Raw genomic sequence first — 14,795 nt, forward strand, 5'->3', positions numbered from 1 at the left:
GTTCAGGGCCTGGTCTCAGGTCCCCCGGCCGGGTACCGGTGGTGCTTGGTGGGTGCGCTCGTATTCGGTGAGAATGTCGATTCGTCGTTGATGGCGTTCGGCGTTCGACCACTGCGCGGTCAGAAATGCGTCGACGATCGCCAACGCCTCGGTGACGCTGTGCATGCGGCCGCCGATGCCGATCAACTGGGCGTTGTTGTGTTCACGAGCCAGCGACGCCGTCTCCACACTCCACGCCAGCGCGCAGCGTGCGCCCGGCACCTTGTTGGCCGCAATCTGCTCACCATTGCCGGATCCACCCAGCACGATGCCCAAGCTGCCCGGATCGGCCACCGTCCGCTGCGCGGCGGCTATACAAAACGCCGGGTAGTCGTCGTCGGCGTCGTACGCGAAGGCACCGCAGTCAATCGGTTCGTGTCCCGACGCCTTGAGGTGCTCGATGACGTGCTGCTTGAGTTCGAATCCGGCGTGGTCAGAGCCCAGGTAGACGCGCATGCCCGACATTGTGCCCGACGCCCGGCGCAAGGCCGTCGCTGCCCGCGGCCAAGGCCCAGGCCCAGGCCCAGGCCCAGGCCCAGGCCCAGGCCCGCACAGCGGGTACCACACACCTGACGAGTGATACCGATACCCGTGACATTCAACGTCAAGGATGAAGAGGTGATTCGCTTGGCCGATGAACTCGCCGCACGTCTTCACCTCCCGAGCCGCATCGACGCTATCCCCGGTATGCACTGCGCGCCCAGATCGAGATCACGCAGTCCCGCACTGCAAACCGTGCCGATGAACTCCTCGACGTCCTCAGAACCGAGATCTGGCCACTGCTGCACGATCGAACCCCGATCACCAAGTCCGAACGCGAACAAGCCCTCGGATACGACGCGGCGACGGACGTGTGAACGGCCGTGATCCTCGACTCGTCGGTCTTCGTCGCGCTCATCCAGGGCAAGGCTGCCGACACCGAACAGATCGCGGCAGCTCTCACTGGGGACCGAAGTCCGGTCATGTCAACGGCGAACGCAGCCGAATGCCTGATCGTGCTCACTAGCCGACACGGCTTCACCGCGCGCACCGTCTTCGACCACCTGCGATTCGAAATCAACCGGCTGCCAGCGCCCTGAGGCTAGTCGAACTCGGGACGCTCGGTGCGAGTCCGCTTGAGCTCGAAGAAATGCGGGTAGGCGGCGAACGTCAGGGACGCGTCCCAGAGCTTTCCGGCCTCCTCGCCGCGCGGGACCTTCGACAGCACCGGGCCGAAGAACGCCACCCCGTTGACGTGAATGGTCGGGGTGCCGACGTCGTCTCCCACGGCGTCCATACCGGCGTGGTGGCTCTTGCGCAGGGCGTCGTCGTAGGCATCGGAGGTGGCGGCCGCAGCCAGTTCGGCAGGCAGACCGACCTCAGCCAGCGACTGGGTGATGACCTCGTCGAGGTCCTTGTTGCCTTCGTTGTGAATCCGGCTGCCCATGGCGGTGTACAGCGGGGCCAACACACCGGCGCCGTGAGCCTGCTCCGCCGCGATAGCCACCCGTACCGGCCCCCACGCCCGCTTCATGTTTTCGCGATACTGCTCCGGCAGCCCTTCGCGATTTTCGTTCAGCACAGCCAGGCTCATGACGTGGAAATTCACCTCGATATCGCGGATCCTTTCCACCTCGAGAATCCAACGCGACGTGATCCATGCCCACGGGCACAGCGGGTCGAACCAGAAATCGGCAACAGACTTGTCGGGCATACTGCGATCCTCTCCGGGAAAGTTCGGTGACTGCGAAAACACCGTCCAGCACAACCACGGCCGCGGCGCGAGTGTTCCCACGGGTTACGGCAATGCCGTGCCAACCGACCGAACCCATCTAGCCGATATGTTGGAGCCCGTGGCCCTTCCGAATCTCACCCGCGAACAAGCAATAGAACGCGCCGCCCTGATTTCCGTCGACAGCTATCAGATCAACCTCGACGTGACGGACGGGCACGGCGCCCCCGGCGAACGGACCTTCCGATCCACCACCACCGTGGTGTTCGACGCGCTCGCCGGCGCCGACACGGTGATTGACATCGCCGCCGACACCGTCCGCAGCGCCAGCCTCAATGGCCGACAACTGGACGTCTCCGACTACGACGAGTCGACCGGGATCCCGCTGCGCGGCCTGGCCAACCGCAACGTCGTCATCATCGACGCCGACTGCCGATACTCCAACACCGGCGAAGGTCTGCACCGCTTCGTCGACCCCGTCGACGGCGAGACTTATCTGTATTCGCAATTCGAGACCGCCGACGCCAAGCGCATGTTCGCCTGCTTCGACCAGCCCGACCTCAAGGCGACGTTCGACCTGCGGGTCACCGCACCACTGCATTGGCAGGTGATCTCCAACGCCGCGGCCACCACGTTGGACAAAGCGGTGGACAACGGGGTGCACACCTTTGCCACCACCCCGCGAATGAGCACGTATCTGGTGGCTCTGATCGCCGGTCCGTATGCCGCCTGGCAGGACACCTACCGCGATGAACACGGCGAGATCCCGTTGGGTCTCTACTGCCGGGCTTCGCTGGCGAAGTACATGGACGCTGAGCGGTTATTCACCCAGACCAAACAGGGATTTGGGTTCTACCACAAGCACTTTGGACTGCCTTATGCGTTCGGCAAGTACGACCAGCTATTCGTGCCTGAATTCAATGCCGGTGCGATGGAAAATGCCGGTGCGGTGACCTTCCTGGAGGACTACGTGTTCCGCAGCAAGGTCACCCGGGCTTCCTACGAGCGGCGCGCCGAGACGGTACTGCACGAGATGGCCCACATGTGGTTCGGCGACCTGGTCACCATGAAGTGGTGGGACGACCTGTGGCTGAACGAGTCTTTCGCCACCTTCGCGTCGGTGCTGTGCCAAAGCGAAGCCACCGAGTTCACCGAGGCCTGGACAACGTTTGCCACTGTCGAAAAATCGTGGGCCTACCGCCAGGACCAACTGCCGTCGACCCACCCGATCGCCGCCGATATTCCCGACCTGGCTGCCGTCGAGGTGAACTTCGACGGCATCACCTACGCGAAGGGCGCGTCGGTGCTCAAACAGCTCGTAGCCTATGTCGGCTTGGAGCATTTTTTGGCCGGGCTGCGTGACTACTTTCGCACCCACGCATTCGGCAATGCCACTTTCGACGATCTGATTGCCGCACTGGAAAAGGCGTCCGGTCGTGACCTGTCGACCTGGGGCCAGCAGTGGCTCAAGACGACGGGGCTCAACACCCTGCGGCCCGATTTCGACGTCAACGAGGACGGTAGCTTCACCCGGTTTGCGGTGCAGCAGAGCGGAGCCGCGCCGGGCGCGGGTGAGACCCGGGTGCACCGGCTGGCGGTGGGCATTTACGACGACGACGTCGCCGGCGGCTCGGGCAAGCTGGTCCGGGTCCACCGCGAGGAACTCGACGTCGCTGGCCCGGTATCGGAAGTGCCTGCGCTGGTGGGTATTCCACGCGGCAAGCTGATTCTGGTCAATGACGACGACCTGACCTACTGCTCGCTGCGGCTGGACCCGGAGTCGCTGCGGACCGCGCTGCAGCGCATCGCCGACATCGCCGAGCCGCTGCCGCGCAGCCTCGTGTGGTCGGCGGCGTGGGAAATGACCCGCGAGGCCGAATTGCGCGCCCGCGACTTCGTGTCACTGGTGTCCGGTGGCGTGCACGCCGAGACCGAGGTCGGCGTGGCGCAGCGGCTGCTGATGCAGGCGCAGACCGCGATGAACGCCTACGCCGAGCCGGGCTGGGCCCGCGAGCATGGATGGCCGCAGTTCGCCGACAAGCTGCTGGAATTGGCCCGCGCGGCCGCGGCCGGTTCCGACCATCAGCTGGCCTTCGTCAACGCGCTGTGCGGTTCCGTGCTATCGCCCCGCCACGTCGAAACCGTGGCCGCACTGCTCGACGGTGACCCCGCCGAACTGGGACTGGCGGGTTTGGACGTAGACACCGACCTGCGCTGGCGCATCGTGATCGCGCTGGCGACCGCGGGCGCCATTGACGCCGAGGGGCCGCAGTCGCTGAGGATCGACGCCGAAGAACAACGCGACCCGACCGCCACCGGCAAGCGGTACGCCGCCCAGGCGCGCGCGGCGCGGCCGCAACGCGAGGTCAAGGAAAGCGCCTTCACCACCGTGGTCGACGACGACACCCTGGCCAACACCACCAGCCGCGCGATCATTGCGGGCATCGCCGCTCCGGGACAAGCTGAGCTGCTCAAGCCGTTCACCGCGCGTTACTTCCAGGCGATCCCAGGAGTGTGGGCCCGGCGGTCCAGCGAGGTCGCGCAATCGGTGGTGATCGGGCTTTATCCCGCTTCCGACATCAGCGAAGAAGGTATCGCCGCTGCGGACAACTTCTTGTCCGCCCCGGACTCCGAGGTGCCCCCGGCGTTGCGCCGGTTGGTGCTCGAGGGCCAGGCCGGCGTCAAACGGTCGCTGCGGGCCCGGCGATTCGACGGGGCCGATTAGCGTCAGCGCACGTATGCGGGTGCGCCGACGTAGCCGCAGTGCGCAGCGTTGCGCGCCCGTTGGTGTTAGGGCGAAATTCCGGCACTGATCACGCGGACGGCACTGACCAGCCCGTCAATCAGGTGACCCTGCTCGAACGCCGACGACGCGGCGGCCACGCCAAGCGGAGCCGCCGATTCGGCACCGCGACCCCGCAGCGCTGAGCCGTAGACCACCTCGATGGCCGACTGGTCGGGTGAGACCGCGATCAACACCGCGTCGTTGGGTGTGGGCACCTTCGCCAGGATCTCGCGAGCCCGTGCGGCGGTGTCACTACTCAGATCACCCAGGTAGACCGCGAAGCGCGCCCTGGACGCCCGCGAGCTGTGGACCAGCGCGTCGTCCAGAGCCACGAGGTCCTTGATCGGGAATGGATAGTGCACCGACAGTTCCCCGGGCTCGGTGACACCCGAGATCCGGCCGCTACTGGTGATCACCCAGCCCTTCGGCAGATCGGTAGGTTCTATCGTCGCAACGTCACCATGTGCCACTGGCGCCACCTCCAACCGAGAACTCGGACGAGCCGTGCCCGCCGTGAGAGCCACCGACATCTTCGTCGGTCGCGGCCCACAGGATCGGCGGATGGGTCCAGCGCTCGGACAGCTCATAGGTTGCGGGGTGCGGGCCCTTGCGGCTGAAGAGCAACAACGCCAACACGATCACCAGCAACAGCGGGATTCCGACGAACAAGAGATGAATCTCCATAGCGTTCACGACGCAAACCGTATCCCACCCAGGGCCAATCAGGGCAGCGAGGACAGCAGAAAATCAGGCGGCGCCTTCACCGAGGTACCGTTCCCACGACGGGTCCAGCTCTTTCACTGTGGACAGGAGCCGCCAATGCTGACCCGTCGGCGGCAGCGGCTTACGGCGCAGTGACCAGCCGAGTTCGGTGAGCAACTTGTCGCCCTTGCGGTGATTGCACGTGGAGCAGCACGCCACACAGTTCTCCCACGAGTGCTCTCCCCCACGACTGCGCGGCACCACGTGGTCGACGGTGTCGGCCTTTGCCCCGCAATAGGCGCAACAGAAGCGATCGCGGTGCATCAGCGCCGCACGGGTCATCGGGACGCGCGCCCGGTAGGGGACCCGGACATAGGTTCGCAGCTGGATGACCGACGGAACGATGATTGAGCTGGTCGCCGAATGGATGACCGGGCCGGCGGGATCATCGTGTACCACATCGGCCTTACCGCAGATCACCATGACGACCGCCCTGCGCATGGGCAACGCAGTGAGCGGTTCGTAGGTGGAGTTCAGCAGCAGCACGCGCCGACGATTCCAGATCGATGCGCTCTCTGCGCGGTTGGGCGGATGGGTGTCGGCACTGTGCAGGCATGACGCGGTCGGCGGTCCTGTGATACCCGCCGCGACACCGGTACTACGGTGGCTGCGGCGCTTCTTGCCTTGCGCCATGAATCCTCCGCGCAACAGTCCACCATGATTCGTTGCCGGCCGCACGCTAATTGTCGCGGCCATGCCGTGTCTATCCGGTGAATACCCAGAGCCGACCGTCGCCGGAGACGCCCTTCTCACCACCGATGCACCACAATGGAGGAGATGGATCAGATGCCAGAGACTTTCTACGACGCCGTCGGCGGAGCCAAGACTTTCGAAACAATCGTGTCGCGGTTCTATGAGCAAGTCGCCGAGGACGAGATACTGCGCCCGCTGTATCCCGAAGAGGACCTCTCGGGTGCCGAACACCGATTGCGGATGTTCCTCGAGCAATATTGGGGCGGCCCCCGGACCTACTCCGAACAGCGCGGGCACCCGCGGCTGCGGATGCGGCACATGCCCTTCCGGATCACGCCGATCGAGCGCGACGCCTGGTTGCGGTGCATGCACACCGCTGTAGCCTCGATCGACGCCGACACTCTCGACGATGATCGCCGCCGAGAGTTGCTGGCATACCTGGAAATGGCCGCCCACTCACTGGTCAACGCCACGTTTTGATGAGCGCCGACATCAACTCGCAGCTCGAGCCGACGGGCCCCGGCTCTCCTCGCGCACGCGCTCGTCGACCGGAGCCGTGGTGGTCGGACGCGGTTTTCTACCAGGTCTATCCGCGGTCTTTCGCCGACAGCGATGGCGACGGCGTCGGCGACCTGGGCGGGCTGGCCACCCGGCTGGACCACCTGGCATACCTCGGGGTCGATGGGATCTGGATCAATCCGGTCACCGTCTCGCCGATGGCCGACCATGGTTACGACGTCGCCGATCCACGAGATATCGACCCCCTATTCGGCGGAATGGCGGCCTTCGAACAGCTGCTCGCCGCAGCTCACCAGCGCGGTATCAAGGTGACCATCGACGTGGTGCCCAACCACACCAGCTCCCAGCACCCGTGGTTTCAGGCAGCGCTGGTCGCCAGACCCGGCTCCGAGGAGAGGGATCGCTATTTCTTTCGCGACGGCCGCGGACCCGATGGGGCGTTGCCGCCGAACAACTGGGAATCGGTGTTCGGCGGACCGGCCTGGACGCGCGTGGTCGAACCCGACGGCAACCCCGGCCAATGGTATCTGCACCTCTTCGATGCCGAGCAACCCGACCTGAACTGGGACAATCCGGACGTTTTCGACGACTTCGAGAAGACGCTGCGGTTCTGGCTGGAACGCGGCGTCGACGGATTCCGCATCGACGTGGCACACGGAATGGCCAAGCCGCCCGGCCTCCCCGATGCGGCGGACGAAGCCAAGATCCTGCGCCACACCGATGACGACCCCCGTTTCAACCGCCCGCAGGTACACGAGATTCACCGCGACATCCGAGCCGTCATCGACGACTACCCCGGCGCGGTAACCGTCGGCGAGGTGTGGGTCAACGACAACGCTCGCTGGGCCGAGTATGTGCGCCCCGACGAGCTGCACCTCGGCTTCAACTTCCGCCTGACCCGGACCGAATTCGACGCCGCCGCAATCCACGACGCCGTGCAAAACTCCCTGGACGCCGCGGCGTTGGAGGACGCCACCCCGACGTGGACTCTGGCCAACCACGACGTAGGCCGGGAGGTAACCCGCTACGGTGGCGGCGCGGTGGGGCTGCGCCGGGCGCGAGCCATGGCCATGGTCATGCTCGCCCTGCCCGGGGCGGTGTTTGTCTACAACGGGCAGGAGCTCGGGTTACCCGACGTGGATCTACCCGACGAGGTGTTGCAGGACCCGACGTGGGAACGCTCGGGTCACACCGAGCGCGGTCGCGACGGCTGCCGCGTCCCGATGCCGTGGTCTGGCGATGCTCCCCCGTTTGGTTTCTCCACCTGCGCCGACACCTGGTTGCCGATGCCGCCCGAGTGGGCGGAGCTGACCGTCGAACAACAGCGCGCCGAACCCAATTCGATGTTGGTGTTTTTCCGCGAGGCGCTCCACTTGCGCAGCAGCCGAAGCGAATTCGACGGCACCCAAATCGAGTGGCTGTCCGCTCCCGGCGACGCCCTGATGTTCCGGCGTGGCGGTGGGCTGGCCTGCGTGCTCAATGCGGGTACGAACCCGATCGCGCTGCCGCCCGGTCAACTTCTCATGGCGAGTGCTGCGTTGGTAGACGGACAATTGCCACCGGCCAGCGCGGCCTGGCTGGTTTAGCTTCGGAACCCGAGTGGCCCCACCCCGCCGAAGCCGGCCAGCCGTACTGGCCGAAAGCGTGGCTGACTACTGGAACCACAACACCGCTTATCACCCGTGGGTGCTCGACATCGCAGCGCGCCACCACGGCGACGTCCTGGATATCGGTTGCGGGGAGGGCCTGCTGGTGCAGCGACTGGCGGCGGTGTCGCACCGAGTCGTCGGCATCGATCCCGACGCTCCCACGGTCGAGCGGGCCCGTCGCCGGCTCCACTCGATAGGCAACGTATCGGTCCAGCACTGCGACTTTCAAAGCTTCACCGCACCAGAGCAAAGCTTCGATGTCATCACCTTTGTGGCCAGCATTCATCACCAGCCGCTGCCGCCAGCGCTAGCCAAAGCACGCCGTTTCCTCAAGCCCGGCGGCGAACTGGCCGTCGTGGGGCTGGCGGCGAACAGGACGATCCGCGACTGGGCGTGGACTGTGCTGGGAACGCCCGTAGCCCGCGTGGGATCGCACCTTCATCGGGAGACGCGCGACATCGGCGTACCGGTCGCCGCGCCCCAGGAAAATCTCGATCAAATTCGCCGGATTGCCGACGACGTTCTCCCCAACGCCAGGATCCACAGAGGCCTTTACTACCGGTACCGGTTGCACTGGCGAAACGAAACGGGCGTCGCGGGCGTCCGACGTGACCGTTAACGCCCGAGCTTGATCGTCAGCGCAGAACCAGAGCGGGATGGCCGCGCCGTCGGTACACCGAGCCGAAACGGGCGTCGAGCCGCAACCAGGTCGGCAGAACCCGGACCCGGATCATCTCGTCGGCGTCGGTCAGCTCGGCCGACTGCGGCAGGAAACCCATTGCGGTCAAAGCGAATACACAGCGCATCGGCAGCCCGACCACCACGTCGCCGGAACTGACCTGAATGACCTCCTGGTCCAGCAGCGAAACCGGCGGACCCTGAGAACTGCCGTATTCCTTGGCCAAGCGTGCGCCTGTCGCCGCCAGATCCAGCATCACCCGGGCTGGCACGTCGTCAAGATGGACGAAACCGGTCTCCGGAGGCAGCGCACCTCGCCACGCCGAATCCATCGCGTAGCCCGGGTCGACGTAACCAGACGTGCCCATCGCCGCCAGGCCCCGCGCCAATCCGGCTGCGCCCACCGAAAAATCGCCGGGGCGCACCCGGCCCGCCACCACCCGACTGGCCAGCACGTCGAAACCCGTTGCTACCCAAGCCGTCAGCACTCCCGTCGATCGTGCCCGGACACGAATAACCGCCGCGTCGTCGAGCCGCATCGCACGCTCGACGAACGTGGCCAGATCCGCGCGGTGAGCCGGGTCAGTCAGCCACAGACCGCGTTCGGCTCCACCTCCGGTTCCCTCCGTTATCGCCCCTCCTATTCGCGAAGCCAGCGTTGCAGATACTCCCGATGATGCGGGGACAATCGGACCAAGCGCTGCTCTTCGATATGGAACGCGGCCAGCTGCGATTCGGCGATGACGGCCGGCTTCGAGTCCGGGTCCGCGTTGACCGACCGTACTTCGTAACCCAGCGTGAAGTCGACCGCGCGTAACCGTTTCACCCAGATCGTCACTTGCAGCGGCGAATCGGACAGCCGCAGTTGACCTTTGTAGCTGACCCGGACATCGGCGATGAGCAGGCCCGTAGTGGTGATGTCGGCGGCGAACGCGTCTTTGAGAAACGGGACGCGCGCCTCTTCCAGGATGGTGACCATGGTGGCGTGATTGACGTGCTGGTACATGTCAATGTCGGACCAGCGCACCGGAACCGGCGCGACGAAACCGACACTCATGCGGACGCCCCGCGCCCACTGGTGCGCGTCATCCGGCGGATCTGACGCGCCGCCACTGACAGCGTCGCAAGGTCTTTCGCGCCGCTTTCCCGGATTTCGTTGAGCGTGCGACGGGCCCGCTCCACCCGCGAGGCGCTGATGTGCTCCCACTCGGCGATCTTCTGCTCCCCACTTTCGTCGGGCTCGCCAACAGCCAGCACGTCGAAACACAATGACCGCAGCGACGCATAGATATCGTCACGAATCGCCAGCCGCGCCAAGGCCTGCCATCGATCGTTTCGGGGCAGCTCGGAAACCGCGGTCAGCAGTCCGTCGGTGCCCAACCGGTCCATCAGGGCAAAGTAGGTGTCGGCGACCTCAGCCGTGTCGATCTCGATGATGTCGGCGATATCGATGATGTCGAGCAAGCTGTAGCGGTACAGGCCCACGGCGACCCGGTAGGCCAAGTCATGGGGTGCGCCCTGTTCGGTGAACTCGGCGGCCTCCCTTTCGACGATGGCCTTGTCGTCGCCGCGCAGCCACTCCGACATGCGCGGCGTCATGGCCTTGACCTTCGCGGCGAAGCGGTTGATCTCAGCACCGACGGCCAGCGGCTGCGGACGATAGTTGAGCAGCCAGCGTCCGGCCCGGTCGATCAGGCGGCGAGTGTCCAGCGTCAGCCGGTCCGACAGCGCAACCGGCAGATTCGCCGCGCGAATGCGCCGCCACAGGTGGTTCACCCCGAAGATGGCGTCGATGGCAACGTAGGTGCGCACCGCGTCAATCGGTGTCACTCCGACATCCTCCGCAAGCCGGAAGGCATAACTGATGCCGGCGTTGTCCACCAGATCGTTGATCAGCATCGTGGTGACGATCTCGCGACGCAGCTGGTGCGAGCGGATTTCCGGGGCGAACCGTTCCCGCAGCGGCCGTGGAAAGTAGTCGGGCAATCGGGACGCGAACACGTCCTGATCGGGCAGCTCGGTGTTCAGCACCTCCTCTTTGAGCGCCAACTTGACGTGCGCCATCAGCGTCGCCAGTTCCGGCGAGGTGAGCCCGATACCCGCCTCGGCGCGCCGCGCAATCTCCTTCTCCGACGGCAGCGCCTCCAACTCCCGATTGAGTCCGCGCTCGGCCACCAAGTGCCGTATCTGATCGGCGTGCACCGGCAACAGGCTGGCCGCATTGGCGCGGCTGGTACCCACCAGGTCGTTCTGGTCCTCGTTGTCGGTGAGCACCAGCCGAGCCACCTCGTCGGTCATCGACTCCAGCAGCTGTTTGCGTTCGACGGCCTGGACCTTGCCTGCGGTCACCAGCGAATCGATCAGGATCTTGATGTTGACCTCATGGTCGGAGCAGTCCACTCCGGCGGAGTTGTCCAGTGCATCGGTGTTGATCCGGCCGCCGGACAGATCAAATTCGACGCGGCCCAGTGCCGTCACTCCGAGGTTGCCGCCTTCGCCGATCACCTTGGCCCGCACTTGGTTGGCGTTGACCCGCACCGGGTCATTGGCCCGGTCGCCGACATCGGAGTCGGATTCTGACTCGGCCTTGATGTAGGTGCCGATGCCGCCGTTGAAGAGAAGGTCGACGGGTGCCTGCAGAATCGCGCGGATCAGGTTGGGCGGCGACATCTCAGTGGCTCCCCCGTCGCCCTGGCTGTCAATGCCGAGCGCAGCACGCACTTGTGGGCTGATCGGAATGGCCTTCTGCTCGCGGCTGTAGACGCCCCCGCCCTCGCTGATCAGCGACTTGTCGTAGTCGTTCCAGCTAGATCGGGGCAACTCGAACATCCGGCGCCGTTCTTCCCAGGAAGTGGCGGTGTCGGGGTCCGGGTCGAGGAAGATGTGCCGGTGATCGAAAGCGGCGACCAGCTTGATGTGCCTGGACAGCAGCATGCCGTTGCCGAACACGTCGCCGCTCATGTCGCCGATGCCGACGACGGTGAAGTCCTCGGTCTGCGTGTTGACCCCGATTTCGCGGAAATGTCGTTTGACGGCCTCCCAGGCGCCCTTGGCGGTGATGCCCATGGCCTTGTGGTCGTAGCCCACTGATCCGCCGGAGGCAAACGCGTCACCCAGCCAAAACCCGTACGACTTGGCGACGTCGTTGGCGATATCGGAGAACGTGGCGGTGCCTTTGTCGGCAGCCACCACCAGGTAGGCGTCATCGCCGTCGCGGCGTACCACCTCGGGCGGCGGGCTGACCTTTCCGGTCGCGTGATCGACGTTGTCGGTGACGTCGAGCAATCCGGAAATGAACAGCTGGTAGCACGCGATGCCTTCGGCGCGGGTGGCGTCGCGGTCGGCGGCCGCGTCGCCGGTGGGCAACGGCGGCCGCTTGACGACGAATCCGCCCTTGGCGCCGACCGGCACGATGACGGCATTCTTCACCGCCTGCGCTTTGACCAGACCCAGGATCTCGGTACGGAAGTCGTCGCGGCGGTCCGACCAACGCAGGCCGCCGCGGGCGACCGGGCCGAATCGCAGGTGCACACCTTCCACCCGCGGCGAGTACACGAAGATCTCGAACTTGGGACGCGGCAGCGGCAGCTCGTCGACCAACTGCGCGTCCAGCTTGACCGCCAGCACATTGCGGCTACGGGCCGAACCTTCGCGTGTCACAAAGTAATTGGTCCGCAATGTGGCCTGAACCAGCGAGGCGAAGGCGCGCAGGATGCGGTCGGTGTCCAGACCCACCACCGCATCGATGTCGGCGGCGACAGCGGCCGCCGCGGCTTGCGCATCGCGCCTTGAGCCGGCCGGCCTGGAATCGAACATCGCCTCGAAAAGGGTGACCAGCGAGCGCGCGGTCGAGGCGTGCTCATTGAGCACCGATTCGATATAGGACTGACTGTAGGGAAAACCCGCCTGCCGCAAGTACTTGGCGTACGCGCGCAGCACGACAACTTGCTGCCAGGTCAGCCCCGCGCGCATCACCAGCTCGTTGAACCGGTCAATCTCGATCCTGCCCTGCCAGATGGCGGTGACGGCATCGGCGAACCGCCGGGCGGCCGCGTCCCGCTCGGCTGTCGTCGTCGATCGCGGAATGGTGCGATGCGGCGAGATCTTGAACTGATAGATCCAAACCGGCAGCCCGTCGGGGCGGGTGACGGTGAACGGCCGCTCTTCGAGCACCTCTACACCCATGCTCTGCAGCATCGGCAGTAGTTCGCTGAGCGAGGCCGTACAGCCACCCAGGAACCAGGTCAGCTGAGCGAGGCCCTGTTCGTCTCGGTCGGAGAAGACCAGCTTGACCGAGTCATCGGCCAACTGGTTGATGATGGCGATGTGGCTTATGGCATCGGTGGGGCTGACCGCCTGCTTGTAGGCCTCGGAGAAGGCAGCGGCGTAATGCTCGGCGTCGTTGTGCCCGACGGAGCCGTCCGCCGCTGCGCCGATCAGCCGGTCGGCCCAGGTTCGCGCGGCCTCGCTCAGCAACCCTTGGATCCGGAGCCGGTTGGCTTCGGAAACATCGATCGAGCCCGGTGGCGACGCAGCGTCCTCCTCTGGCAACCGAACCATGAAATGCATGAGCGCCCAAGGTGATTCACTGACCCGAGCGGTGAATTCCAGTCGCGTCCCGCCGAACTCGCGGACCAGAATGTCCTCGATCTGCAATCGCACTGCGGTGGTGTAGCGGTCGCGCGGCACATAAACCAGACACGAGACGAAGAACTGCAGCCGGTCCACGCGCAGGAACAACAAAGCGCGTCGTTGGGAGCCAAGATCCACTACGGCTTTGGCCATCTCCAACAGCCGCTCGGCGCTCAGGGTGAAAAGCTCGGGGCGCGGAACGGTCTGGATGACATCGAGCAACAGCTGACCCGGGTGGCTGGGGTCGCTGCCGGCCAATTCGAGCGCCTGCCGAACCCGCCGCGAGATCGCCGGGATGTCCAGGACGTCGGCGTTCATGGCGGCGACCGTGAAGAGCCCGACGAAACGATGCTCGGTTAGGCTGCCGTCCTCGAGGTTCTCGCGCACCGCGATGGCGTAGGGGTAAGCACCGTAACGGAGGTAGCTGCCGACCCGCGCCTGAGCCAAAACCAGCAATTTGGATTCGTCGGTCAGCCGGGGCCTGGTGCCTGCCCGCGCCCGCAGTACGCCGAGGCCGCTGGCCCCGTCGCCGATGACCATTCCTTCGTCGACCCGGCAGGGCTGGTAGCCCAGCAGCAGGAAGTTACCGTTACCCAGCCAGCGCAGCAGCGCCGCCACCTCCTGACGATCAGGCGCTGCAAAATGACCTTCGGGATCATTGTCGACCGCTTCGGCCAACTCACTCAGGGTGGCGATCATCGCCGCCGCGTCCGTCGCGACCCGCTGGACATCGGCCAGGACCCTCGGTAGCAGCCGTTCGACTTCAGTCAGCGCATTGCGATCCACTGACGGAGACAGCTGAACGAAAATCCAGGCCTCACCGGTATACGGTGACGCGCCGGCCGCTTTGGGGTCGATGCGCAGCAGTTCACCGGCGGGGCTGCGGCGCACATCGAACACCGGCGTCATGATGGCGGCGTAGCCCACCCCGAGCCGGTGCAGTAACACCGTCACCGAATCCATCAGCATGCTGCCGTGCTCGGCGACTACTTGCAGCGCCGGCCCGAACCCGGCTGGGTCGTCTGCGTGATACACGGCAACACAGCTCTCACCGGCCGCACGATTTCGACCGAGGCGATAGTGCGCACCCAACGTACGTGGCGTGACCAGCGAGTCGGGGGTCTGCGATGCGTCGTCCGATTGACCCCGGTAGCTATCCCGATAGGCCTGCGAGATCCAGTCCGGGATATCAGCGGGTCGGGTGAACGCTGTCCACGCCCCGACATCCTGCTTAACTTCGGGATCGCTCGTCATATCGACTGCTCCCAACTCATGACCGATACCAGCGCGCTACTCGATTGCCCCACTCCTCAACGGCCGCACCGGC

General features: G+C 65.4%; 13 protein-coding genes and 1 pseudogene. 6 read left to right on the forward strand and 8 right to left on the reverse strand.

Going from position 1 to position 14,795, the window contains the following annotated elements; translation table 11 throughout:
- Window positions 1-15: 15 nt before the first annotated feature.
- On the reverse strand, window positions 16-495 hold the full coding sequence (locus EET13_RS19255; RefSeq protein ID WP_211186476.1) for a ribose-5-phosphate isomerase: 480 nt from the start codon (window positions 493-495) through the stop codon (window positions 16-18).
- A gap of 135 nt (window positions 496-630) precedes the next feature.
- On the opposite strand from EET13_RS19255, the pseudogene EET13_RS31665 reads away from it, so the two are divergent.
- Both EET13_RS31665 and EET13_RS19265 read left to right on the forward strand, forming a co-directional pair.
- Window positions 631-896 (forward strand): annotated as a pseudogene (locus EET13_RS31665) (type II toxin-antitoxin system VapB family antitoxin).
- Between the two features lie 6 nt (window positions 897-902).
- Window positions 903-1,118 carry a type II toxin-antitoxin system VapC family toxin gene (locus EET13_RS19265; RefSeq protein WP_211186473.1) on the forward strand — a complete coding sequence of 72 codons (216 nt, stop codon included), beginning with the start codon at window positions 903-905 and terminating at the stop codon, window positions 1,116-1,118.
- A 2-nt stretch (window positions 1,119-1,120) separates the two neighbouring features.
- Here EET13_RS19265 and EET13_RS19270 read toward each other — a convergent pair whose 3' ends face one another.
- Window positions 1,121-1,732, reverse strand: coding sequence for an Rv2466c family mycothiol-dependent reductase (locus EET13_RS19270; protein ID WP_122443784.1), 612 nt, complete (start codon window positions 1,730-1,732; stop codon window positions 1,121-1,123).
- Between the two features lie 139 nt (window positions 1,733-1,871).
- Between EET13_RS19270 and pepN the strand changes: the two genes are divergently transcribed.
- Window positions 1,872-4,475: an aminopeptidase N gene (gene pepN, locus EET13_RS19275; RefSeq protein WP_122443847.1), complete on the forward strand. Its 2,604-nt coding sequence runs from the start codon at window positions 1,872-1,874 to the stop codon at window positions 4,473-4,475.
- Between the two features lie 65 nt (window positions 4,476-4,540).
- On the opposite strand, the gene EET13_RS19280 is transcribed toward pepN, so the two are convergent.
- The 3 genes from EET13_RS19280 to EET13_RS19290 all read right to left on the reverse strand — a co-directional run bounded on the left by EET13_RS19280 (window position 4,541) and on the right by EET13_RS19290 (window position 5,930).
- Window positions 4,541-5,005 (reverse strand): DUF5130 domain-containing protein, encoded by a 465-nt coding sequence (locus tag EET13_RS19280; RefSeq protein WP_211186474.1) that lies wholly within the window; start codon window positions 5,003-5,005, stop codon window positions 4,541-4,543.
- The gene (gene ctaJ / locus EET13_RS19285) at window positions 4,992-5,219 is read right to left on the reverse strand and encodes an aa3-type cytochrome oxidase subunit CtaJ (protein WP_122443786.1); all 228 of its coding nucleotides are present in this window, start codon (window positions 5,217-5,219) and stop codon (window positions 4,992-4,994) included. The genes EET13_RS19280 and ctaJ overlap by 14 nt, the downstream gene beginning before the upstream one ends.
- A gap of 63 nt (window positions 5,220-5,282) precedes the next feature.
- Window positions 5,283-5,930 (reverse strand): HNH endonuclease, encoded by a 648-nt coding sequence (locus EET13_RS19290; RefSeq protein ID WP_122443848.1) that lies wholly within the window; start codon window positions 5,928-5,930, stop codon window positions 5,283-5,285.
- Window positions 5,931-6,083: 153 nt separating this feature from the next.
- Here EET13_RS19290 and EET13_RS19295 point away from each other — a divergent pair, with 153 nt between their 5' ends.
- From EET13_RS19295 to EET13_RS19305, 3 genes are read left to right on the forward strand one after another with little or no spacing between them, the layout of a single operon-like run.
- Window positions 6,084-6,470 (forward strand): globin, encoded by a 387-nt coding sequence (locus EET13_RS19295; protein WP_122443849.1) that lies wholly within the window; start codon window positions 6,084-6,086, stop codon window positions 6,468-6,470.
- Window positions 6,470-8,095 (forward strand): glycoside hydrolase family 13 protein, encoded by a 1,626-nt coding sequence (locus tag EET13_RS19300; protein ID WP_122443787.1) that lies wholly within the window; start codon window positions 6,470-6,472, stop codon window positions 8,093-8,095. Before EET13_RS19295 ends, EET13_RS19300 begins: the two co-directional genes overlap by 1 nt.
- Window positions 8,096-8,153: 58 nt before the next feature.
- Complete coding sequence (locus EET13_RS19305; RefSeq protein WP_122443788.1) at window positions 8,154-8,777, forward strand: class I SAM-dependent methyltransferase; 624 nt, start codon at window positions 8,154-8,156, stop codon at window positions 8,775-8,777.
- A 16-nt stretch (window positions 8,778-8,793) separates the two neighbouring features.
- On the opposite strand, the gene EET13_RS19310 is transcribed toward EET13_RS19305, so the two are convergent.
- Genes EET13_RS19310 through EET13_RS19320 form a run of 3 tightly spaced genes read right to left on the reverse strand, consistent with a single transcriptional unit; the run spans window position 8,794 to window position 14,722 of the window.
- The gene (locus tag EET13_RS19310) at window positions 8,794-9,468 is read right to left on the reverse strand and encodes a DUF8010 domain-containing protein (RefSeq protein WP_122443789.1); all 675 of its coding nucleotides are present in this window, start codon (window positions 9,466-9,468) and stop codon (window positions 8,794-8,796) included.
- Between the two features lie 8 nt (window positions 9,469-9,476).
- Window positions 9,477-9,893, reverse strand: coding sequence for an acyl-CoA thioesterase (locus EET13_RS19315; RefSeq protein ID WP_122443790.1), 417 nt, complete (start codon window positions 9,891-9,893; stop codon window positions 9,477-9,479).
- Window positions 9,890-14,722, reverse strand: a complete 4,833-nt coding sequence (locus EET13_RS19320; protein WP_122443791.1) for an NAD-glutamate dehydrogenase — start codon at window positions 14,720-14,722, stop codon at window positions 9,890-9,892. Before EET13_RS19320 ends, EET13_RS19315 begins: the two co-directional genes overlap by 4 nt.
- Between the last annotated feature and the right edge of the window lie 73 nt (window positions 14,723-14,795).

The sequence above is a fragment of the Mycobacterium attenuatum genome, assembly GCF_900566085.1.
Classification (GTDB): domain Bacteria; phylum Actinomycetota; class Actinomycetes; order Mycobacteriales; family Mycobacteriaceae; genus Mycobacterium; species Mycobacterium attenuatum.

Coding starts and splice junctions, on each gene's coding strand:
- ctaJ (WP_122443786.1), bottom strand. CDS start 5,219: ATGGAGATTCATCTCTTGTTCGTCGGAATCCCGCTGTTGCTGGTGATC.
- EET13_RS19290 (WP_122443848.1), bottom strand. CDS start 5,930: ATGGCGCAAGGCAAGAAGCGCCGCAGCCACCGTAGTACCGGTGTCGCG.
- EET13_RS19255 (WP_211186476.1), bottom strand. CDS start 495: ATGCGCGTCTACCTGGGCTCTGACCACGCCGGATTCGAACTCAAGCAG.
- EET13_RS19320 (WP_122443791.1), bottom strand. CDS start 14,722: ATGACGAGCGATCCCGAAGTTAAGCAGGATGTCGGGGCGTGGACAGCG.
- EET13_RS19270 (WP_122443784.1), bottom strand. CDS start 1,732: ATGCCCGACAAGTCTGTTGCCGATTTCTGGTTCGACCCGCTGTGCCCG.
- EET13_RS19295 (WP_122443849.1), top strand. CDS start 6,084: ATGCCAGAGACTTTCTACGACGCCGTCGGCGGAGCCAAGACTTTCGAA.
- EET13_RS19300 (WP_122443787.1), top strand. CDS start 6,470: ATGAGCGCCGACATCAACTCGCAGCTCGAGCCGACGGGCCCCGGCTCT.
- EET13_RS19315 (WP_122443790.1), bottom strand. CDS start 9,893: ATGAGTGTCGGTTTCGTCGCGCCGGTTCCGGTGCGCTGGTCCGACATT.